Genomic DNA, 21,469 nt, shown 5'->3' with positions numbered 1-21,469 from the left:
GAACGGTTGTGGTATTTCTGGCGTGAGCCATGCCGCACCGCAACGAAAATCCGGCAAATAGATATAATCGACAGATGTTAAAACAACGCACCATCAAACAACAGGTCCGCACCATCGGTGTCGGTTTGCACTCCGGCACCAAGGTCGAGCTGATTCTGCGTCCCGCCGCGATCGACACGGGCATCGTGTTTCGCCGCATCGACCTCGATCCCATCGTCGAGTTTCCCGCCAGCGCCATGGCCGTGGGCGATACGCGCATGGCGTCCGTACTGATCAAGGACGGCGCCAGGGTTTCCACGGTGGAACACCTGATGTCGGCCGCAGCCGGCCTGGGCATCGACAATATGGTGATCGACGTGAATGCGGAAGAAATTCCCATCATGGACGGTTCCGCTTCGTCCTTCGTCTACCTGCTGCAGCAAGCCGGGGTGGAAGAGCAGCAGGCGCCGAAGAAATTCATCAAGGTCATCAAGCCCGTGGAAGTGCGTCAAGGCAAGGGCGACGCGGAAAAATGGGCGCGCCTGTCGCCGTACGACGGCTTCAAGCTCGATTTCTTCATCGAATTCAACCATCCTGCCGTCGATGGCACGATGCAGCGCGCTTCCGTCGATTTCGGCGACGTGTCCTACGTGCACGATGTGGCGCGCGCGCGTACCTTCGGTTTCATGCAGGACGTGGAAAGCTTGCGCGGCATGGGCCTGGCCCGTGGCGGTTCGCTGGAAAACGCCATCGTGATGGACGAGTACCGCATCCTCAACGCCGATGGCCTGCGCTATGAAGACGAGTTCGTGCGTCATAAAATCCTCGACGCCATCGGCGACCTGTACCTCGTGGGCCACCCGTTGCTCGCGTATTACACGGCGCACAAGTCCGGCCACGCGCTGAACAACCAGCTGCTGCTGGCGCTGCTGGAGCAGCCGGAATCGTATGAAATCGTCTCGTTCGATACCAATGAGGCGGCGCCGCAGTCGTATTTGCGGCAGATGGAGCGCGAGTGGTCGTTGACGTAGGTCGGATTAGGCCGCAGGCCGTAATCCGACAACCCCGCAGGCGCCAACAATGTTGTCGGATTACGGCCCGAAGGGCCTAACCCGACCTACGTGCTGCCGCCTGGCGTTGCTAATCTTTAGGTTCGCGGTGGTGGCGCACCATATTGCGCAGCGCCGCGATCAACTGCTCGTTCTGCTTCGATGGCGGCAATGCCGTGCTCAGCTCTTCCAGGGCCGACATGGCCTTTTCCGGCAAGACCAGTGCCCGCGTATGCACGATGGGCGCGATGCTCTTGATGACTTGCACTTTCAGCTTGATGCCTGAAATTTGCCAGCCCTTTCTTTCCAGTTCCCCTTGCAGTTTCGGCAATTGCTGCTTGAGCTTGGCCGCCAGTGCCGCGTTCGGCGTGGCCAGCACCAGCTGCCCGCCTTCGAATTGCAGGATGTCGCAATGCTCGAACATCGCCGGCAAAGCCTTGGCGCAATCTTTCTGCAGGGCGGCCAGGCGCGTGACGGTGGGCATCAGGGAAGCCATCGTCGCGTTGCCGCGCAGAAAATCGGTTGCCCCCGTCGCGGCCGGGCCGGAACGGGCAAAGCCGTAGCCGCGGCGCGGCGCCGGAGAATAAGTGGGAGTTCGCATGGCCGAAACATAGCACACTCGCCCGCGCATGACGAGTGCGGCGGCGGGTGCGGCGCAGGCGGGCAGGCCGTATTGCCTTACAGTATGGGAAATGTCCGCAATTTCTGCCATTTGTTTGTCATTAAGCTATTGTTATATGGTGCATTACCCCAACCTTGGCGGGAACGCATGATAAAATCATCGTCTTTTGCCATAGTCGAACTCCGTGCGGTGACGCGATTACTACCTCGTTGTTCCCTACCGAGCTTTTTTTAACGGCGTTTTTTCAAGAATTCAAGCATGTCATTACTGACCCAGATTTTCGGTAGCCGCAACCAGCGGCTGCTCAAGCAATACCAAAAAACGGTACGCGAGATCAATGCGCTCGAGCCGGCCATCGAAAAGCTGTCGGATGCCGAGCTGCAAGCGAAAACGCCTGCCTTCAAGGAACGCATCGCCGCTGGCGAATCGCTCGATGCCTTGTTGCCGGAAGCGTTTGCCGTTTGCCGCGAGGCCAGCAAGCGCGTCCTGCGCATGCGCCATTTCGATGTGCAGATGATCGGCGGCATGGTCTTGCATTTCGGTAAGATCGCGGAGATGGGCACGGGCGAGGGCAAGACCCTGATGGCAACCTTGCCAGCCTACCTGAACGCCTTGTCGGGCAAGGGCGTGCATATCGTCACCGTCAATGACTACCTGGCGCAGCGCGATGCCGAGACCATGGGCCGCCTGTATGCATGGCTGGGCCTGTCGACGGGCGTGAACATGTCGCAGATGGAGCACAGCGCCAAGCAGCAGGCGTACAACTCCGACATCACGTACGGCACGAACAATGAATTCGGTTTCGACTTCTTGCGCGACAATATGGTCTACGAAGCGCGCGAGCGCGTGCAGCGCAGCCTGAACTTCGGCATCGTCGATGAAGTCGACTCGATCCTGATCGATGAAGCGCGTACACCGCTGATCATTTCGGGCCAGGCGGAGAACCACACGGACCTGTATCACAAGATCAATGAACTGCCTGCGCGCCTGACCCTGCAGATCGGCGAAGAAACGCCGGACGGCAAGGGCAAGGTTGAAGTGCCGGGCGACTACACCAAGGATGAAAAAGCGCACCAGGTGCTGCTGACGGAAGCGGGCCACGAAAAGGCCGAAGGCATCCTGATGGAGATGGGCCTGCTGCCGGAAGGCGCGTCGCTGTACGATTCGGCCAACATCACCCTCGTGCACCACCTGTATGCGGCCCTGCGCGCGCATGCGCTGTACTTCAAGGATCAGCACTATGTGGTGCAGAACAATGAAGTGGTGATCGTCGATGAATTCACGGGCCGTCTGATGACGGGCCGCCGCTGGTCCGACGGCTTGCACCAGGCCGTCGAAGCGAAGGAAGGCGTCAAGATCCAGAACGAGAACCAGACCCTGGCCTCGATCACCTTCCAGAACTACTTCCGCATGTACGCCAAGCTGGCCGGCATGACCGGTACGGCCGATACGGAAGCGTACGAATTCCAGGAAATCTACGGCCTGGAAACGGTCGTGATTCCGCAAAACCGTCCGCTGCAGCGCAAGGACCGCCAGGATCAGGTCTACAAATCGTCGGCGGAAAAATACAACGCGATGTTGAATGACATCCGCGACTGCTACGAGCGCGGCCAGCCCGTGCTGGTGGGGACGACCTCGATCGAGAACTCGGAACTGCTGTCGGGCATCCTGACCAAGGCCGGTTTGCCGCACAACGTGCTGAACGCGAAACAGCATGCGCGCGAAGCGGAAATCATCGCCCAGGCAGGCCGTCCGAAAGCCATCACCATCGCCACCAACATGGCAGGCCGCGGTACGGACATCGTGTTGGGCGGTAACGTCGAAAACCAGATCAAGTTCATCGAAGCCAATGCTGAGCTGAGCGACGCCGACAAGGCAGCCCAGTCGCAGACCTTGCGCGATGAGTGGCAGTCGCTGCACGACCACGTGGTCAATGCGGGCGGCTTGCACATCATCGGCACCGAACGCCACGAATCGCGCCGCGTCGACAATCAGTTGCGTGGCCGTGCCGGCCGCCAGGGCGATCCGGGTTCCTCGCGCTTCTACCTGTCGCTCGACGACGCGCTGCTGCGCATCTTCGCCGGCGACCGCGTGCGCGCCGTGATGGACCGTTTGAAAATGCCGGAAGGCGAACCGATCGAGGCAGGCATCGTCTCGCGTTCGATCGAGTCGGCCCAGCGCAAGGTCGAAGCGCGCAACTTCGACATCCGCAAGCAATTGCTGGAATACGATGACGTCGCCAACGACCAGCGCAAGGTCATCTACCAGCAGCGTAACGAGCTGCTGGAAACGACCGATATTTCCGAGATGATCGGCTCGCTGCGCCATGGCGTGTTCACCGACCTGGTGCACGAATACGTGCCGCGCGAATCGGTGGAAGAGCAGTGGGATATCAAGGGCCTGGAAAACACCCTGGCCAGCGAATGGCAGCTCGACTTGCCGCTGCAGCAAATGCTGGAAGCCGATTCGACCCTGACGGACGAAGAGATCCTGGAAAAAGTGCTGGCCGCGGCCGATGCCGTGTACCAGTCGAAGATCGATATCGTCGGCAAGGAATCGTTTGGCGGCTTCGAGCGCAATGTCATGCTGCAAAGCGTGGACAGCCACTGGCGCGAACACCTGGCGGCGCTCGATCACCTGCGCCAGGGTATTCACCTGCGCGGTTATGCGCAGAAGAACCCGAAACAAGAATACAAGCGCGAAGCGTTTGAACTGTTTGGCCAGATGCTCGACATGATCAAGAACGACGTCACGAAACACGTGATGACGGTGCGTATCCAGTCGCGCGAAGAAGTCGATGCGGCCGAACAGGCGATGCAGCAGTCGCACGTGGAAAACGTGCACTACCAGCACGCCGAATTCGACCCGAACGCGGCGCCGGAAGAACTGCTGGCGCCGACGGCTGGCGACAGCAACGACCAGTATGTCGACGACATGAGCGTGAGCATGGGCGTCAAGGTCGGCCGCAACGATCCATGCCCTTGCGGCAGCGGCAAGAAGTACAAGGCTTGCCACGGCAAGCTGGCTTAAGCGCGGTTTGTCAGCGTGAACAAAAAACGGAGACCGCGGTCTCCGTTTTTTTTCAGCCGCGCGTGGCCTGTGGCTCAGGGAAAGGCCCAGTATTGCGGCGCTTGCGAGGGAATGCCTTTCAAGCCGCCGCGGTTCTTTGCCCGTTGCCCCGTCTTGATCATGGTGGCGATATCGGTCAGCAGGACGCGGTTGCTGGCGAAGTAATCGTGTCCCATGAAATTCATGATGACGGCCGAGGCATCGACGAGTTCCATGCCGGGGATGCCGACGACGGGGCCGCGGATGTCGCCTATCCTGTCCCAGTCGGCAAAATTGTAGGAAGCACGGATGGCTTTGTCGTTCGCGGACGCATACAAGGTGGCGGGAAGCTTGAGGCTGGCAAAACGGGGGGCGATCTGCTCGCGGAAGATGTCGGCATTGATGTCCGGCGCCGCCAGCACGACCTGCTTGAACAGGGGCCGCAGCTCGGGGCGCTTTTCCAGCAGGTTGGCCAGGGCCACGGTCATCGGGCGGTTGCCCATGCTGTGGGCGATGATGTAGATATCGGTGGCGGAAGAGTGCTCGGCGAAGTCGGCCAGGAAGGCCTGCAGGTGCGCCTGCGTCCATTCGGCGGCATTTTCATCGAATTCATAGCCGGCCAGGGTGCCTTTCGATGGCCAGCTGTAGAACACGGGCAGGGCGCCGATATCGAGGTCGACCGCCATCTGCGCAGTGCGCCGGGCGGCGTCGTCAAACGAGTTGCTGTAGCCGTGGATGTAGATGAAGGCGGCGTGCCGTTCCGGGGCGGCCCGTATCCTGGCCTTGACGGCGGCGAGAAAATCCGCGCGCGACAGGCGCGTGGTTTCCTTGATCAGCACATATTTTTGCGCATTGTCGCTGGCAAGGATGGCGTACCAGGGCGGCAGCGGCAGCTCGCCCGGCGCTCTTTTCTCCGGGATACTCACGACGACGCTGCCATAGCTCAGGTAGGGCGCCACGCGGTTGGGCTGCCAGCCATAATTGCGGCTTTTGCGCTGGTATTGCCGGTCGGTGGCGTAATACACGGTGACGTGCGTGGCGCCGGGCGGCGGCGCATCGTTGTCGGACCTCAGCGTGCCACCGCTGCCGATGCTGCCGAACAGCTTGCCGAGGTTGCCGAGCAGGCCGCCCGTGCCCGACCATGCGCTGCTCCCCGGGCTGGCAAACGGTGGCCGCCGCCCTACGATAGCGTCTGGCGCGGGAGGCGCTTCCGCGGCTGGAGCAGGTGGTGGCGGGGCGGGCGGCGTTTCAGCCGCAGGCGGCGCTTCGGATGCCTGTTCGGTGACGTGGATGCTGGCGCCATCCGCGGGGCCGCGCGGCATCGTACAGGCTGTCAAGCAGGCCAGCAGGCAAAGCAGGGATGGTCGACGCAACAGGCGCGGCAGGCCTGAAGCGCTGCGCTGCATCCGGTTTGACTGACCCTGCGTCATGACATCCTTCCCTGGACGGTGCGGTTGCAAGGCTCGCCATCATCCATTCCCATACCTTAGCGCCGCCAGGCGGCATGGTTCTGATAAATCGCAAGCCTGGCCGCACCACCGGCCCGTCTCGACGCCGCCGTGGCTGGCGCGACTATTCACTTGCCGCATGTTCACCCGCGCCGCGAAGGCGCTACAATAGCGCTTCCCTTTTCCCTCGCAGAAGAACTCATATGGCCGTCAATTCTCCCAAGCCCGTCGCCGCCGACTTGAAAGCCGTCGCCGGCATTGAAATCGGTGTTGCCGAAGCCGGCATCAAGAAACCCAACCGCAAGGATTTGCTGGTATTGAAACTGGCGCCGACGGCCACCGTGGCCGGCGTGTTTACCCTGAACCGCTTCTGCGCCGCGCCCGTGCAAATCTCGAAGGCCAACCTGGCGGCAGTGACGGCCGGCGCCGCGCCGATCCGCGCGCTGCTGGTCAACACCGGCAACGCGAATGCGGGCACGGGCGAATCGGGCCTGGCCGACGCGCAGGCCAGCTGCGCCGCGCTGGCCGAGCTGCTGGGCTGCACGCCGCAGCAAATCCTGCCGTTTTCCACCGGCGTGATCCTCGAACCGCTGCCCGTGCAGCGTCTGGTCGCCGGCTTGCCGCAAGCCGTGGCCGCGCTGACTTCGGATAACTGGTTCTCGGCCGCCGAAGCCATCATGACCACCGACACGCAGCCGAAAGCCGGTTCGCGCACGGTCACCATCGGTGGCCACACGGTGACCCTGACGGGCATCAGCAAGGGCGCCGGCATGATCAAGCCGAACATGGCCACCATGCTGGGTTTCCTCGCGTTCGACGCCACCGTGGCCCAGCCCGTGCTGGACCAGCTGGTGAAACAGGCGGCCGACAAGTCGTTCAACTGCATCACCATCGACGGCGATACGTCCACGAATGACTCGTTCATGCTGGTAGCCACGGGCGCCGGCAGCCTGGTCATCGATTCCATCGATTCGCCGCATTATGCGGAACTGGCGGCGGCCGTCACCGAACTGTCGACTTTCCTGGCGCAAGCCATCGTGCGCGACGGCGAAGGCGCCACCAAATTCATGACGGTGACCGTGGAAGACGGCCGCAACGTGGAAGAATGCCGCAAGATCGCCTATTCCATCGCCCATTCGCCGCTGGTGAAGACCGCGTTCTTTGCCTCCGACCCGAACCTGGGCCGCATCCTGGCCGCCATCGGCTACGCGGGCGTGGACGACCTGGACGTGGGCCAGTTGAACCTGTACCTGGACGACGTGTGGGTGGCCAAGAATGGCGGCCGCAACCCCGATTACCAGGAGCAGGATGGCCAGCGCGTGATGCAGCAAAGCGAAATCACCATCCGCGTCAAGCTGGCGCGCGGCGATGCCACGGCTACCCTGTGGACGTGCGACCTGTCGCATGACTACGTGTCGATCAACGCCGACTACCGCTCATGACCGCCCTCGATCAATTCCTGATCCGCGCCGAGCGGGTACTGGCGCGCCTGGAGTCGATCTTGCCGCCGGCCTTGCCGGCGACCGACTGGAACAGCTTTGCCTTCCGCTGGCGCCGGCGGCAGGGTGCCGCCAGCCATCTGCAGGCGGTGGCGCACGTGTCGTCCATCGCCCTGGATGACTTGCATAACATCGGCACGCAAAAAGCGCAGATCGAGCAGAATACGCGCCAGTTCGTCGCCAGTCGCCCCGCCAACAACGTGCTGCTGACGGGCGCGCGCGGCACGGGCAAGTCGTCGCTGATCAAGGCATGCCTGAACCAGTTTGCCGATCAGGGCCTGCGTCTGATCGAAGTGGACAAGGCGGACCTGGCCGACTTGCCCGACATCGTCGACCTGGTGGCGGCGCGTCCCGAGCGCTTCATCATCTTTTGCGACGACCTGTCGTTCGAAGAGGGCGAAAGCGGCTACAAGGCGCTGAAAGTGGCGCTCGACGGCAGCATCGCCGCGCAATCGGACAATGTGCTGATCTACGCCACCTCGAACCGCCGTCACCTGATGCCCGAACGCATGTCGGACAACAGCAGCTACAAGACGGACGACGATGGCGATTTGCATCCGGGCGAGACGGTGGAAGAGAAAATCTCGCTGTCCGAGCGCTTCGGCCTGTGGCTGTCGTTCTACCCGTTCAAGCAGGACGATTATCTCGACATCGCGGCGCACTGGCTCGCTTCGTTCGGCTGCACGCCGGAACAGATCGCGCAAGCGCGCGGCGACGCCCTGCGCTGGGCCTTGCAGCGCGGTTCGCGTTCGGGCCGGGTGGCGTGGCAATTCGCGCGCGATTATGCTGGGAAACTACCTGCGGGAAAGCTGCCGCAATGAGCGAGATGAAAGTGAAACCGGTCGATGTGGCCGTTGGCATCCTGATGAAACCGAATGGCGACGTGCTGCTGGGCCAGCGTCCGGCCGGCAAGCCGTATGATGGCTATTGGGAATTTCCTGGCGGTAAAGTCGAACCGGGCGAAGCCATTTTGGACGCCTTGAAGCGCGAGTTTGTCGAGGAGCTGGGTTTATACATCGACAGCGCCGAAGCCTGGTGCGGCGTCGAATATGTGTATCCGCACGCCCATGTGCGCCTGCATTTCTATATCAGCCGCAACTGGCGCGGCGAGCCGCAAAGCCTGGAAGGGCAGGCGTTCGCCTGGCAGGGTACGGTCGGAGTGGAACCCTTGCTGCCGGCCACCATTCCCCTGCTGGAATGGCTCGACGAGGTACGCCGGGAATCCCTGATACCTGCCTGATCTCCACTTGTGCCGGTGGGCAGCACCATGCTGCATGCTGGCGCAAGCTTTGCTGTGACTTTCCTTGTATCGCGCGCGCTTTGCGCTACAGTGCTTTCATCAAGCACCGGGGGAGTCTCGCATGCCGCTGACACTGACCTTTACCGATACCGATGAATTGCTGATCGCCGCCTTGCACAAGCGTGCCCGCGCGCATGGGCGCAGCATCGAAGACGAGCACCGCGACATCCTGCGCAGCGCCTTGCGGCCCTTGCCGAAGCGCCCGCTCGACGATATTTTGCGCGGCATGCCCGACGTGGGCCTGGACGCGGATTTCGAGCGCCGCCCCTGATGCTCCATGCCTATGCCCGCCTACCTGGTCGATACGGATGTGATCGTTGCGGCGCGCAAGGGCAGTGCTGCGCCGGCGGGCGTGGCCGATTTTTTCGAGCGGGTAGCGCCGGAGTTGCGTTATGTGCCGGTGCAGGTGATCGCGCAATTGCGCGCAGGCATACAGTGCAGCTGGCGGCGCGAAGCGGCGCTGGAAGCACTGGCGCTGGAAGGCTGGCTGGAAGCCGTGCTGGCGGAATATGCGCCGCGGCTGCTGGAATTCGACCTCGATTGCGCGCTCGTGTGCGCGCGTCTGCATGGCCGTAGTCACGCGCATGGCGTCGATGGACAGATCGCGGCGATGGGCATCGCCTATGGCTTGACGGTGGTCAGCGGCAGGCTCGACAGTTTCGCGGCGCAGGGGCTGCGCCTGGAAAATCCATTCAAATGAAGCTTACTGGGGCTTGTTGTCTTCGTCTGCCAGGGGATCTTCGAACGGGTCGGCGGCGGGGATCGTGTATTTCTCTTCGGCCCAGGCGCCCAGGTCGATCTGCTTGCAGCGTTCCGAGCAGAAGGGGCGGTATTTATTGGCTTCAGTCCATTCGACTTTGGCGGCACAGGTAGGGCAGTTAACGACGGTCATGATGGGGCAAATAAGTAACAGTTAAAAATTACAGAGCGTGAGCTCGAATGGTACATCTTCTTCCAGCGGCTTGGGTTTCAAGTCGCCGCCCTGGGTAGTGAAGCGTACCCACAGCATGTATTTGTTGGCGGAAATTTCCGGGATGGCGCCGCTGTTTTCATCGAGGCTCAGGCGCAGCATCTGATACACCTTGCCTTGCAGCATTTGCTGGTAGCTGCCGCCATTGGCGATCAGCTTGACGGGACCGCCGGAATCGCGCAGCAGGCGCAAGACCAGGGCCAGCGCGTCGAACAGCGGTGCCAGCGGGGCGAACCACGCGTGGATATCGGTCAGGCGCTGCTCGCAGCTGCGTTTTTGCCAGGCAAAGTACGAGGGCAAGTCGAATTCGCAGGCGCCACCCGGGATGATGGTGCGGCCGCGGATGCTCATCAGCCATTCATTGTCGCGGATATTCTGGCCCGTCTTGCCTTGCGCCGCCACCAGGGCGCCGCTGACACTGTCGAGTTCGCCGAGGATGGCGTCCAGGGTTTCCGGCTCCACGTTCGGATTGCTGCGGTAGCCCAGCAGGCTCTGGCGCTGGCGCTCGAGTTCCTGCAGCAGGTCGGACTTCAGGTCGGCGCGGCCGGCCACTTCAAGCATATCGAAAATAGTTGCCAAAGCAACATGATGCTGCATTGCATGCTCTTGCTGGATGAAGAACTTGAATTTGTCGTACAGGTCTTCCAGCCGCAACAAGGTACGTATGCGTTCGTTGAAAGGGTATTCGTAGACAATCAAAATAATTCCCTTAAGTAAGGACCTGCAAACAATCCCGTGATTTTGAACCAAGCGTCGACAAATTACAAACGTTGCGGCCCGATTCCAGCCATTCTTTTTGAAAATGCCAGATATAAATCGTGCAACTGGGCAATCTGCGGCGCCAGGGCCGCCAAATCGCCATTATTGTCGATCACATCGTCCGCCGCCGCCAGGCGCATGGCACGCGTGGCCTGCGTGGCCATGATGGCTTTGACTTGTTCTTCCGACAAGCCATTGCGCGCCATCACGCGCGACACTTGCAGGCTTTCCAGGCAATCGATGACCAGTACGCGGTTGACCCGCTCCACCCAGCCGCCGGACTCGACCAGCAGGGGCACGGCAAAGATCACGTAGCTGCCCGTTGCTGCGGCGGCCGCCTCCAGGGTCGCCTGGCGGATGCGCGGGTGCAGGATGGCTTCCAGTTTCGCCTTGGCGGCGGCGTCGGAAAACACGAGGTTGCGCATTTTTGTACGGTCGAGGGCGCCGCGCGCATCGGCGTAGCCGGGGCCAAATTCCGCCACCAGGGCTGGCATGGCCGCGCCATTGGGCGCCGTCAGGCTGTGCGCGATCTGATCGGTATCGATGATGGAGGCGCCGCGCGCGGCGAACAGGTCGGCCACCGTGCTCTTGCCGCAACCGATGCCGCCGGTGAGTCCGACGCTGAAATAGGGGGCGTTTTGTAATTGCATGTGTGTATCCATAAGGGGCCGGTCAGCCGGTCAGGCCCAGCGTGAGCCGCGACAGGGGCGTGCCGTACAGCAGCGCGATCAGGCCTGCCGCCGCCAGGTAGGGGCCGAAGGGAATCGGTTTGTCGCGTCCCCGCTTGGCAAACACGATCAGGCCGATGCCGACCACGGCGCCGACCACCGACGACAACAATATGATCGTCGGCAACATGGTCCAGCCCAGCCACGCACCGAGCGCCGCCAGCAATTTGAAGTCACCATAGCCCATTCCCTCCTTGCCTGTCGCCAGCTTGAAGGCCCAGTACACGGCCCACAGGGCCAGGTAGCCGGCGGCCGCGCCGATGACGGCGTCCTGCAGCGGCACGAAAGTGCCGTTGATATTGACCAGCAAGCCGGCCCACAGCAGGGGGAAGGTCAGGTCGTCGGGCAGCATTTGCGTGTCGGCGTCGATGAAGGTCATGGCGATCAGCAGCCAGGCAAACACGAGCGTTGCCAGGCCCGTCCAGCCGCTGCCGAAATGCCAGATCAGCAGGGCCGACAGCGCGCCCGTCAGCAGTTCCACCAGCGGATAGCGCACGGAGATGGGGGCCTTGCAGGCGCTGCATTTGCCACGCAGCAGCAGGTAACTGATGACGGGGATGTTTTCCATGGCCGTGATGCGGTGGCCGCAAGCGGTGCAGTTCGAGTGCGGCAGCATCAGGTTGTAGCGGTCCGTGTGCGGCAAGGGCAAGCCGCTTTCTTCCGCCACGTAATTGGCGGAGTCGCGCTCCATCATTTTCGGCACGCGGTGGATCACCACGTTGAGGAAGCTGCCGACGATCAGGCCGAACAGGGCGGCGACGAGGGCGACGGGCAAATTGCCGGGCGCGGCGAACAGCAGGGTATCTTGCAGCATGGTGGCGTTGTCTGAGGTGGTGATATTGCCGCGCAAACATTGCTTGGCACTGCCGCAGTGTAAAACATCTGCCAGCACATGGGGATGTTTTGCGCAGGGTTCTGGTCGAGGGATGACGTCGGGCCAGCATGGCGGCCGTAGTTTTCGCGTGGATCGAATTCTTCCAGTCGCTCACCGATGTGTGGGTTTGTCACCCGGCTTGCGGAGGCTGTCCCGCAAACCGGACGCTGGAAACTCCTGCGCTGCCTTTAGATGGTCAATATTCGGTTGGCGGCAACAATGAGGTCACCTTTCTGGCTTACGGTGCACCTTGTCGCGCCGGTTGACCGCGCGCGCCAACAGCGAGCGAGTCAGGAGCTTATGAAACGGCATGATGATAAACAAATAAACTCTTCCAAAGAGATTGTTTATTTTAACCAAGGTTGAAATCGTCACTTCCGATCCTTTCAGACTCGGTTGAATGCTTATCCAGATCCGAAAATCCAGATGCTTGTCGTCACCACCGACGACGACTTCAGTGCCCGTACTTGAAATAATCGGAAACATGCCAATCTTGCCCAGCCCGCGATCGCTAAAGCTAATACTTTTCTTTAGTCCCAACGGTGCGACGATTCCATTGCGCAGAATAATGAGCCAGGTGAGCATGCAATGCGGTTCAGCGAACACGGCGCGCCCCGCTTGTTCGGCGTCCACGTAGGTTCGATCCCCCTGACCGGAATAGCCGTCGGAGAAATCAATGCGCGTCAATCCTGACGCCGACATGGCTGCTGCCGGTGCGGCAATGAGGAAGACTTTGTTTGCTTCGTTTGTCATGAATAAAACGCTCTCTGTAAAGTGAGTGACGGTCGGACTGCGGTTGTTTTGATTGGCGCGCATTCCAAGTTTGCAAACGTGCACTGGCGGATGAAGTGCTTGCACCGTGGTTACATGGGCCGGCATGCTCCGTCTAATATTGCGCCAACGCCTGCTTTCGGGGCAATGGCGTCTCGAATACTCGTATCAATTAGTCGTTCATAGATTGCGCTTTGGCCGGCCGGAATAAGTTCTCTGAGTGTTTCTTTACGTTTGTCCCGGCCGAACAAGGCCTCAACGGCCCAAGCGATCAGATACACGGCAGACAAACAGCCGCCTGCGGTCGCCACGTTCCCTTCGCATACCAGGGGCAAATCGAGAACCTCAATTCCCAGGGCTTGCAGTTCCTCTTTGGCATCGGGATGAGTCGTGGCTGGCCCCTTTGCCAGCAGACCCAACTTGGCAAGAATGAAGGAGCCGGCACAGATCGATCCGATGAGCTGCGTATCTGGATTCAGGGAAAATGCACGCATGAAATCCTGGTCGGCGATAGCGCCTTTCACGCCAACTTTACCGCTGGAAAACAATACAAGGTCTGCGTCATTCGCTTCGCTGATGCACCCGTGGGTCTTGATAATCAGACCGTTTGCGGATTGATGCGCTTCCTTTGTTCCCAATATCTTCACTTGCCAATCCGTCTTATTCCTCCCAAGGATGTCCCACATCAGGAATAAATCCAAATCGGTGAAATGATCAAAAATCACGATGACTATTTTCTTCATGTTGCGCTCCGCCGTTTGCGTTGATTCAAAATGAGACCACGGACGAGCACCACTTTTTTTTGCGTCCGCAGTTGTGACTAAGTCCGTCAAATATCTGTTTGGGAGGAACTTCTTTTCCTGATTGGAGGGGGGCTCAGTGCTGGCCCGCCAGGACAGTTCTTGCCGACTGCGCGTCGGCTTTCAGTGCGAAGTAGGTCCACATTCCTCCAAGCAGATCTGCGACGCCGAAAAAAACGATCATTGGGCTGGCAAGGCCTATGGCAGCGAAGGTCGTGAAGGCCGCGAACACGAAGAGGCGCGTGTATACCGACGCTACCAGAAACGGCTTGTTTTCGTGCTTGGCTGCGACCCACGCATAGACGCCAATCATGGATACAATAACGCCAAGCAAATGAATCCAGACCTCGGAGGTTGGCGGCATTTGTAAGATCGACAGCAAGAAGTTCGGCGCGACGACTAACACTGGCCCAACGACGAACAAGTAGATGGCGAATACTTTGGCGCTATACGCAGACTTGGACATGTTTTTCCTTTTCGAGAGCGTTGCCGATAGGCTTGGTGGTTTCAAGGCGGGTGATTGAACTGTGGTGGCGATACTGCGCAAGCGCGGCACGGCTGCTGCCAGGCATGATGAAGACCGCGCATCGCGGAGGCGGAAACGTGGTATGCATTTAACGAATCCAGGCGTTGGCGGTGCGCACACGTGCACCGAGGGTTTTGAGAAGCTGGATCAGACCTAAATAGGCCCGGTCTACGTAGGGCAGTTCCTCCGGCAAGGACTGCAGGTGCTGAAGTGCCTGGCGCTGATGCTCGGCTGATGGACGTGGGTATGGCGGGTGTTGCGCAAAGTCATACACCGCCACGGTAAACGGCAACTTCTGCCAGGCATGCCGCTCGGCCATTGCCGGCAGCAGTTGCTGGCAAAAGTCCTGCTCATTCAGATTCGGCCCAATCAGGCCCAAGTCCCGATAGGCCTGATGCATGGCACTGTGGTCCGCCGGGGTGCGCAACTGTGCCGACCAAAGCGCGCTGAGCGCTTGGCAAAAGTCAGCGGCCAGCGTGCGGGTGCAGCCAAAGTCCAGCAGGCCCAGTCGGCCGTCCGGCATGAACAGATAGTTGCCCGGATGCGGGTCGGCTTGCAAGCGGTGCAGCACAAAGGTGCAATGAAAGAAGGCGTCAAACAGCAACTGACCAGCCTGATCACGTGCGGCTTGATCGGGTTCGGTCAGCAACCATTCGTTGAGATGCAGTCCCGGCAGGCGTTGCATGGTCAGCACGCGGCGTGTGGTGCGGTCCATTACCGGCTGGGGGATCACCAGGCCCGGCAGCGTGAGATGCTGTGCAAACCATTGCATGGTCTGTGCCTCGTGCAAATAGTCCAGTTCCTCGGCCAGTTTCTGTTCGATGTCATCCATCATGCGCGCGATGATATCGGCTTTGGGCATCATCTCCGAGCGTTCCCCCCAGGCTTGCAGCAGGCTGCGCAGCATACGCATGTCGCTGCCAATGGAGTCCGCCATTCCGGGGTATTGTAGTTTGACGGCCACTGCCATACCGTCGCTCATGATGGCGGCGTGGACCTGACCCAGACTGGCGGCGGCAAAGGCGATCGGATCGAATTGCTGGAACAGGGCTTGCGGATCCTGGCCAAACTCCTGGCGCATCACTTTGATCACCAACGCGCGGTTCAGCGGCGTGACCTGGTAGTGGGCGCGGGCCAGTTCCTGGCGCATGCCCTCGGGTAGAAAGCCTAATTCCATGCTGAGCAGCTGCGAGGCTTTGAGTGCCGTGCCCTTGAGCTGGTTCAACGCGGCAAACAGGATGCGCCCGAGTTCCGCCTCATGTGCCACGCGGGCCTGTTCCGTTTTCGCATCGTCGCGCGTCATCGACTTGGCCTTATGGCCCAGGTGGGTCAGCCCGGCCCGCGCCACTGCCATGCCGACAATCGCGCCACGCGAAAGACGTCCGGTGCGCGGCAACTGCGAAACCTTGTTCGTCCTGGTCGTGGGCCTCATGAGCGTGCCCCGCCCAGGCCGCGGCGGGCCAATTGCAGCAGGTCCAGCAAGCCATTGCCGTCTTGCATCAGGCGCGCCAGCTGGCTGCGCACCATGAAACCGCCCAGCTCCAGCAGCTTGTCCACCAGGCCGCTGCGCAAGGCTAACACCAGCACGCCCAAACTTAAATCGACCATTTGCGTGGTGTTGGAAAATTGCTCGGAGGTGTCGCGCAGCCAGTACGCAATGACGCCGTACACATAGTCGGCCAACAGTCCGGCCAGGCTGGGCTTGAAGCCGCAAGGCACGATTTCACCGGTCGTCTCGGCCTGCTCCAGCATCTGGAGAAAGGTTTGCTGGAGCAAAGGCTTGCCGGGTAGTTGCTCGCCCAACAGCAGCGTGGGCGCGCGCTGCACCATGCCGCGCGCCAGACCCACAAATTCGCGGTCGGCCAGCAAACCTTCCAGCAGACTCTCGATCACCAGTTGCAGGCGCTCCTGCAGCGAAAATTCGTTCTGTCCCTGCGTCTTGTCGGCCTGCGCCACTGCGTCTGCAATTGCTTGCTGAAAGTAGGCGGTTACCAGTTTCTCCTTGGTCGGGAAGTATTTGTAGATGGTGGCATCACCCACGTCGGCGGCACGTGCGATCTGCTTCATCGTGGTGCCCTCAAACCCATGCTGGGTCATCAGGTCCACTGCGGTCTGAATGATCAGCCGATGGTTTTTGGCTTGTTGGGCTTTGGAAGTACGCATGATCGAAATTTGAAAAAGAGTGGAATGTCGGGGCGGGGCAAAACAATCAAGTCTGGCCCAACCATGTAAGAAGTGCGACGGCGAGCAGGCCGATCGTTGCCCCCGCAGCTACAAAATATCCATTCATAGAATGTCTTGCGAGAAAGGTGCAGCCACGTGCCTCTTGAACTTGACGACGCCACAGAAGACGCGTGCAAGCCCCGACAAGTACGTGAACCAGACCACTGTATTTGCCATATCCATCCTCGAGGATTACCTCATGCCCCACATCTTGATATGAATATACGATACTTACTATCTATTCATTTAATATATTGCACATCTATTGCATAGTCAATGGCTATTATTTGATAGAGAGGTCGATGTATTCCAAGCATGGCTTCATGCCGGGTGTCGGTGGCAATCCACGGAACTTGGCAGCGCCGCGCCTCGGCACGGCTTCTGACTCAGGGATTTGTGCGATTCCGGACGTGGAACCCGAGGCTTCGATTTGATGATGCCAGGGCGGTGCCAGTAGGCGAGCGGCAACGCGCCATGTGAGTCTAAGTAATACCGGGCGACGGCATGGCTCTGCTCAGTAGCTCGTAAGAACCACATTCTTGCGGCTACGTAGTCGATTCGGACACCGTCCCTGGAGATGCATGAGGACTGGCGACATTGATTTGGGCATCGGCACATCTAAGCCCGGCTTCGAATGCTCATCGTGATACGGCATGTTGCACCGAGTCCTGACTCATCGAACGCTTCCATCATGTCTCATCACTGAGAACCTACAGGCGCGCAGTCAAATCACGGTCCCCAACTTGAAAATCGGCAAATACAGGGCGATCACGAGGGAACCGACGAGCACGCCCAGCACCACCATCAGCGCCGGTTCCAGCAGCGTGGAAAGCGTGGTCACGGTGGCGTCGATGTCCGCCTCGATGATCTCGGCCGCGCGCGACAGCATGGCGTCGAGCGCGCCCGACTCCTCGCCGATCAGGGCCAGTTGCGTCAGCAGCGGGGGAAATACGCCGCTGTGTTCCATGGCCAGGGCCAGGCCGCCGCCGGCGCGGATTTCACGCTCGATGCGCGTCGTCGCTTCCTGGTATAGCGCGTGGCCGGAGGCGGCGCCCACGAGGCCCAGCGAGTCGAGCAGCGGCACGCCGGCGGCGAACATGGCGGCCAGGGTGCGCGTCCAGCGGGCGATTGCCGCCTTGCGCAGGAGCGGGCCGAACACGGGCAGGCGTAGTGCCCGCAGTTGCGTGTTGCGCCTTAAGGCGGGCCAGCGGCGCCAGGCCAGGTGCAGCAGCACGCAAGCGAGCACGAGCGCTGCCAGCAAGGCCAGCCAGTAGCGGACCAGAAAGGCGGACACGCCCATGACGGCCAGGGTGGGCAACGGCAAGGGCGCGCCGAAGCTGTCGAAGACCTGGCGGAAGGCGGGCACGACCACGCTCATGATGATGGCCGTGACAACGATGGCGACGAGTACGATGACCAGCGGATACATCAGCGCGCCGCGCACCTGCCGCCGCAAGGCGATGGCCTTTTCCTGGTGCGTGGCCAGGCGCGCCAGCAAGTCCTGCACGATGCCGGCCTGTTCGCCCGCCGCGAGCAGGTTGCAATACAGCTCGTCAAACAGCAGCGGGAACTGGCGGAAGGCTTGCTGCAGGCTGCTGCCCGCTTCGATGTCGTGGCGCAAGTCGCGCATCAGCTCGGTGATCGCGGGTTTGGCGTGCCCCTTGCCGGCGATGTCGAAGGCGTGCAGCAGCGGCACGCCGGCCGCCATCATGGTCGACAGCTGGCGCGTGAACAGGGCAATATCCTTGCGCGTGATGGCCTTGCCGGGCGCGCTGCGCGCAGCCTGCACCCGGGTGGCCAGGATGCCCTGGCGTCTTAGCGCGACCGTGGCTGCGCCGGCGTCGGCGGCGCGCAAGACGCCTTCGGCCGCCTTGCCATGGCGGTCCGTGCCCTTCCACGCAAAGCGCCGTTCGGCCGCCATGTGCACCTCCTGCCGTCACGGTAGCAGCGCCGGACAAAAGCACCAGCGGCGCTGGCGGCAGGCTTGATGTGGCTCAGCTTTTTGTGGTTTGCACTTCCGTCTGCACAACGGCCTGGGCCTTCACGTCGGCCGCATCGTCCTCGTCGCTGTCCGTGCCCTTGCTGATGCTTTCGCCATCGTCGCGGCGCAGGGTCCAGAAGGTCAGCGAGGACAGCACCGTCAGGGCGGCCAGGGTCAGGAAGGCGTGGTGCAGGGCCGTGCTGAGCATGGCGCGGTCCGACTGCGGCATGTCGCCCAGGTACCAGCCCGTGATCAGCGAGCCGAAGGCGAGGCCAAAGCTCATCGACAGTTGCTGCATCGAACTGGCGATGGTGCTGGCCATGCTGGAGTCGCTCTTGTCGACGTCGGCATACGCGATGGTGTTCATGCTGGAAAACTGCAGCGAATTGAAAAAGCCCATGCACAGACTGATGGCGACAATCACGTACAGGGGCGTGCCCGCGCCCACCTGCGAAAACATGGCGATGGTAATGCCGATCAGCACCGTGTTGACGATCAGCACCTGGCGGTAGCCGAAGCGTGCCAGCACGCGCGCGGAAATGAATTTCATGCCCATGGCGGCGGCCGCGGACGGCATCATCAGCAAGCCCGATTGCCAGGCGGGCAAGCCCAGGCCCAGCTGGTACAAGAGCGGCAACAGGAAGGGCAGGCCGCCCACGCCCAGGCGCGTGACGAAGCCGCCCACCACGGAGACGCGGAAAGTGCGGATCTTGAACAGGGTCAGGCGCAGCAGCGGGTGCAGCACTTCGCTCGAATGCCAGGCATACGCGGCCAGCAGGCTGATGGAAATGAACAGCAGCACGGCAAACGAAGTGCCGTCGATGCGGTGTTCGCCGAAGATTTCGAGCAGCCACGACAGCAGCGCGATGCCCGTGCCGAACAGCACCAGGCCGATCAGGTCCAGCGGACGGGGCTTGTCCCCATAGTAGTCGGGCATGTAGCGGTGCGCCAGGTACAGCGCCGCCAGGCCGACAGGCACGTTGACGAAGAAAATCTCGCGCCACGACAGCCAGTGCACGATCAATCCTCCCACCGTGGGGCCCAGCAGGGGGCCGATCAGGGCAGGGATGATGACGAAATTCATGGCCGCGAGCAATTGCGACTTGGGAAAGGTGCGGATGATGGTGAGCCGGCCCACCGGCATCATCATGGCCGCGCCCACCCCTTGCAGCAGGCGCGCGGCCACCAGCATGGGCGCATTCACGGACAGGCCGCACAGGATGGAGGCGATGGTAAAGATGGCAACGGCGGCGGAAAACACGCGCCGCGTGCCGAAGCGGTCGGCCATCCAGCCGCTGATGGGAATGCACACGGCCAGGCTCAGGATGTAGCTGGTGACGACGGCCTTCAGGCTCAGCGGCGTCACATGCAGGCTGGCGGCCATGGCGGGAATGGCGGTGTTGACGATGGTGGAGTCGAGTTGCTCCATAAACAGGGCGGTGGCGACCACCCAGGGAAGGTAGCTTTTAATCGGGGAACTGGTCATGGATGCGAGCCTGAGGAGGTAAGACGGAGCCGACAGTACGATGAATTGTCACATAAATGGCGCCCGCGTGCCGCCCGCGCCATTCATTCTGGCAGTGCGCCGGGGGCATCGTCCATGGAACATTTGTTCCATGGCAATAGATTACTGGCAAGGCTAGCATGTGTTTTCCGGCAGTTCCCGCCCCTCCTTCCCGAAAGTCATGCAATATGAAAAATGCACTTACCTTCCTTGCCCTGAGCGCCGCCCTGTCCGCCTGCGGCGGCGGCAGCGATGGCGGTACGCCGGAAGCGCCAGTCACGCCGCCCGTCGTGGTCACGCCCGTCGCCGATCCCGTGACGGTCGCCTCGCAAGCGGTCGCGGCCCAGGCTGGCCTGGCCGTGATCGCCGGCGCCAATGCGGACGAGACGGTGTATGACGTGGCGGCCGATATCGGCGACACGTGGCGCATCACGTTCGACAGCGCGAAGAAAACCTACGCGATCCGCGTGCTGTCGACGCAGTTCGGCTTGAGCGACCGCAGCGGCACGTTCAGCGCCGTCACCGTCGGCCATCTCACCACCTACACGGCAACGGATTTCAGCGTCACCGTCGATGCGCGCACGCGTCTTCTTTCGGGCAATATCAAATTGGGTAATATGGTCTCGACCGTCAGCGGCACCGGCTATGCGGTGGGCGACGTGGCCAGGCTGGCCGGCAGCTATATTTTCCTGGGGGCCATGCGCAATGCCTCGAACGGCGGCGACCGTTTCAATCCGAAAGGCAGCCTCAAGGTGGCGGCCGATGGCAGCGCGCAACTGTGTAATGGCGGCGTGTTCAATGCGCAAGGCGTGTGCTCCGCGGTATCGCCGCAGCTGGAAGCGGAAAACGCCAGCCTGACCCTGGTCAAGGATGCGAAGAATGGCTTGCTCGTCGCCCGCCAGGGCCAGCAGGATTTCGGCATCGTCCACGTGCATGCGGGGGACCGGGGGCTGGCGCTGTTTATCGACCGCTACAGCCGCAACCAGGAAAACGTGCTGCGCGTCGGTACCATCGTGGCCGCCAAACAACAGAAGATCGGCAGCGAAATCGCCGGTACTTACGCCTGCGCGGCGCCGGGCATCAGCGCCAAGATCGAGATTGCGGGCAACACCGCCACCTTGACGAACAACACGACCGGCAAGACGCATGCGGAAACCATCACCGCCAACAAGCTGGGCCTGGGCGCGCAGGCCGTCGATTTCGATGGCATCGCCGTGTTCAAGGACCCGGCCGACGTGCCGGCAGATTACTCGATGTTCATGCCGGTGTCGTCGAGCATGGCGGTCGAGTTTTCGACCGACCGCTCGTATATGGGCACATGCCTGAAAAATTAAGAGGTGCCGCCACGTGCCTGTGTGAGTAGGTCGGGTTAGCCGGTACGGCGTAAC

21 protein-coding genes are annotated in these 21,469 nt (G+C 61.2%); 8 read left to right on the top strand and 13 right to left on the bottom strand.

From position 1 onward, the window contains the following. The first annotated feature begins 74 nt into the window (after nt 1–74). Complete coding sequence (gene lpxC / locus OX462_RS23735; RefSeq protein ID WP_070222474.1) at nt 75–1,010, top strand: UDP-3-O-acyl-N-acetylglucosamine deacetylase; 936 nt, start codon at nt 75–77, stop codon at nt 1,008–1,010. A 109-nt stretch (nt 1,011–1,119) separates the two neighbouring features. Here the strand turns inward: lpxC and OX462_RS23730 are convergent, their stop codons facing one another. Continuing rightward, on the bottom strand, nt 1,120–1,629 hold the full coding sequence (locus OX462_RS23730; protein ID WP_070222473.1) for a DciA family protein: 510 nt from the start codon (nt 1,627–1,629) through the stop codon (nt 1,120–1,122). A 279-nt stretch (nt 1,630–1,908) separates the two neighbouring features. Here OX462_RS23730 and secA point away from each other — a divergent pair, with 279 nt between their 5' ends. Then, entirely contained in the window at nt 1,909–4,680 is a 2,772-nt protein-coding gene (gene secA, locus OX462_RS23725) for a preprotein translocase subunit SecA (RefSeq protein ID WP_121668506.1), read from the top strand. Nucleotides 4,681–4,754: 74 nt separating this feature from the next. Here secA and OX462_RS23720 read toward each other — a convergent pair whose 3' ends face one another. Continuing rightward, a complete protein-coding gene (locus tag OX462_RS23720) occupies nt 4,755–6,020 on the bottom strand; it encodes an alpha/beta hydrolase (protein WP_409027218.1) in 1,266 nt (421 codons plus the stop codon). Between the two features lie 329 nt (nt 6,021–6,349). Here OX462_RS23720 and argJ point away from each other — a divergent pair, with 329 nt between their 5' ends. The 5 genes from argJ (at nt 6,350) to OX462_RS23695 (ending at nt 9,645) form a co-directional block, all read left to right on the top strand. After that, entirely contained in the window at nt 6,350–7,588 is a 1,239-nt protein-coding gene (gene argJ, locus OX462_RS23715; RefSeq protein ID WP_070290173.1) for a bifunctional glutamate N-acetyltransferase/amino-acid acetyltransferase ArgJ, read from the top strand. After that, on the top strand, nt 7,585–8,466 hold the full coding sequence (locus OX462_RS23710) for an ATP-binding protein (protein WP_409027217.1): 882 nt from the start codon (nt 7,585–7,587) through the stop codon (nt 8,464–8,466). The genes argJ and OX462_RS23710 overlap by 4 nt, the downstream gene beginning before the upstream one ends. Further along, a complete protein-coding gene (locus OX462_RS23705) occupies nt 8,463–8,885 on the top strand; it encodes an NUDIX domain-containing protein (RefSeq protein WP_070312907.1) in 423 nt (140 codons plus the stop codon). Before OX462_RS23710 ends, OX462_RS23705 begins: the two co-directional genes overlap by 4 nt. A gap of 121 nt (nt 8,886–9,006) precedes the next feature. Next, nucleotides 9,007–9,216, top strand: a complete 210-nt coding sequence (locus OX462_RS23700) for a FitA-like ribbon-helix-helix domain-containing protein (protein WP_070219361.1) — start codon at nt 9,007–9,009, stop codon at nt 9,214–9,216. A 6-nt stretch (nt 9,217–9,222) separates the two neighbouring features. Beyond that, nucleotides 9,223–9,645 carry a PIN domain-containing protein gene (locus OX462_RS23695; RefSeq protein WP_139143048.1) on the top strand — a complete coding sequence of 141 codons (423 nt, stop codon included), beginning with the start codon at nt 9,223–9,225 and terminating at the stop codon, nt 9,643–9,645. A 3-nt stretch (nt 9,646–9,648) separates the two neighbouring features. Here OX462_RS23695 and yacG read toward each other — a convergent pair whose 3' ends face one another. The 11 genes from yacG to OX462_RS23640 all read right to left on the bottom strand — a co-directional run bounded on the left by yacG (nt 9,649) and on the right by OX462_RS23640 (nt 20,063). Beyond that, the gene (gene yacG, locus OX462_RS23690) at nt 9,649–9,840 is read right to left on the bottom strand and encodes a DNA gyrase inhibitor YacG (protein ID WP_034785391.1); all 192 of its coding nucleotides are present in this window, start codon (nt 9,838–9,840) and stop codon (nt 9,649–9,651) included. Nucleotides 9,841–9,858: 18 nt separating this feature from the next. Beyond that, nucleotides 9,859–10,614, bottom strand: a complete 756-nt coding sequence (gene zapD / locus OX462_RS23685; protein ID WP_070219363.1) for a cell division protein ZapD — start codon at nt 10,612–10,614, stop codon at nt 9,859–9,861. 62 nt (nt 10,615–10,676) lie between these two features. Further along, nucleotides 10,677–11,324 (bottom strand): dephospho-CoA kinase, encoded by a 648-nt coding sequence (coaE, locus tag OX462_RS23680; RefSeq protein WP_409027216.1) that lies wholly within the window; start codon nt 11,322–11,324, stop codon nt 10,677–10,679. Between the two features lie 22 nt (nt 11,325–11,346). Beyond that, nucleotides 11,347–12,216: a prepilin peptidase gene (locus OX462_RS23675; protein WP_070219386.1), complete on the bottom strand. Its 870-nt coding sequence runs from the start codon at nt 12,214–12,216 to the stop codon at nt 11,347–11,349. 285 nt (nt 12,217–12,501) lie between these two features. Next, a complete protein-coding gene (locus OX462_RS23670; protein ID WP_070219365.1) occupies nt 12,502–13,092 on the bottom strand; it encodes a DUF2867 domain-containing protein in 591 nt (196 codons plus the stop codon). Nucleotides 13,093–13,139: 47 nt separating this feature from the next. After that, nucleotides 13,140–13,790 (bottom strand): DJ-1/PfpI family protein, encoded by a 651-nt coding sequence (locus OX462_RS23665; protein WP_409027215.1) that lies wholly within the window; start codon nt 13,788–13,790, stop codon nt 13,140–13,142. A 133-nt stretch (nt 13,791–13,923) separates the two neighbouring features. Next, nucleotides 13,924–14,313 (bottom strand): hypothetical protein, encoded by a 390-nt coding sequence (locus tag OX462_RS23660; RefSeq protein ID WP_070219367.1) that lies wholly within the window; start codon nt 14,311–14,313, stop codon nt 13,924–13,926. A gap of 148 nt (nt 14,314–14,461) precedes the next feature. Beyond that, the gene (locus tag OX462_RS23655; RefSeq protein WP_409027214.1) at nt 14,462–15,805 is read right to left on the bottom strand and encodes an ABC1 kinase family protein; all 1,344 of its coding nucleotides are present in this window, start codon (nt 15,803–15,805) and stop codon (nt 14,462–14,464) included. Then, the gene (locus OX462_RS23650) at nt 15,802–16,536 is read right to left on the bottom strand and encodes a TetR/AcrR family transcriptional regulator (RefSeq protein WP_268994178.1); all 735 of its coding nucleotides are present in this window, start codon (nt 16,534–16,536) and stop codon (nt 15,802–15,804) included. Before OX462_RS23650 ends, OX462_RS23655 begins: the two co-directional genes overlap by 4 nt. A gap of 784 nt (nt 16,537–17,320) precedes the next feature. Then, nucleotides 17,321–18,517 carry a type II secretion system F family protein gene (locus tag OX462_RS23645; protein WP_070312904.1) on the bottom strand — a complete coding sequence of 399 codons (1,197 nt, stop codon included), beginning with the start codon at nt 18,515–18,517 and terminating at the stop codon, nt 17,321–17,323. A 73-nt stretch (nt 18,518–18,590) separates the two neighbouring features. Beyond that, nucleotides 18,591–20,063 (bottom strand): DHA2 family efflux MFS transporter permease subunit, encoded by a 1,473-nt coding sequence (locus tag OX462_RS23640; RefSeq protein ID WP_230506293.1) that lies wholly within the window; start codon nt 20,061–20,063, stop codon nt 18,591–18,593. 206 nt (nt 20,064–20,269) lie between these two features. Here OX462_RS23640 and OX462_RS23635 point away from each other — a divergent pair, with 206 nt between their 5' ends. After that, nucleotides 20,270–21,415 carry a hypothetical protein gene (locus OX462_RS23635; RefSeq protein WP_409027213.1) on the top strand — a complete coding sequence of 382 codons (1,146 nt, stop codon included), beginning with the start codon at nt 20,270–20,272 and terminating at the stop codon, nt 21,413–21,415. The last annotated feature ends 54 nt before the right edge of the window (nt 21,416–21,469 follow it).

Source organism: Janthinobacterium aestuarii, assembly GCF_046113285.1.
Lineage (GTDB): Bacteria > Pseudomonadota > Gammaproteobacteria > Burkholderiales > Burkholderiaceae_D > Janthinobacterium.
Note: the sequence above shows the minus strand (reverse complement) of the source record. Positions and strands in the feature narration are given on the sequence as shown.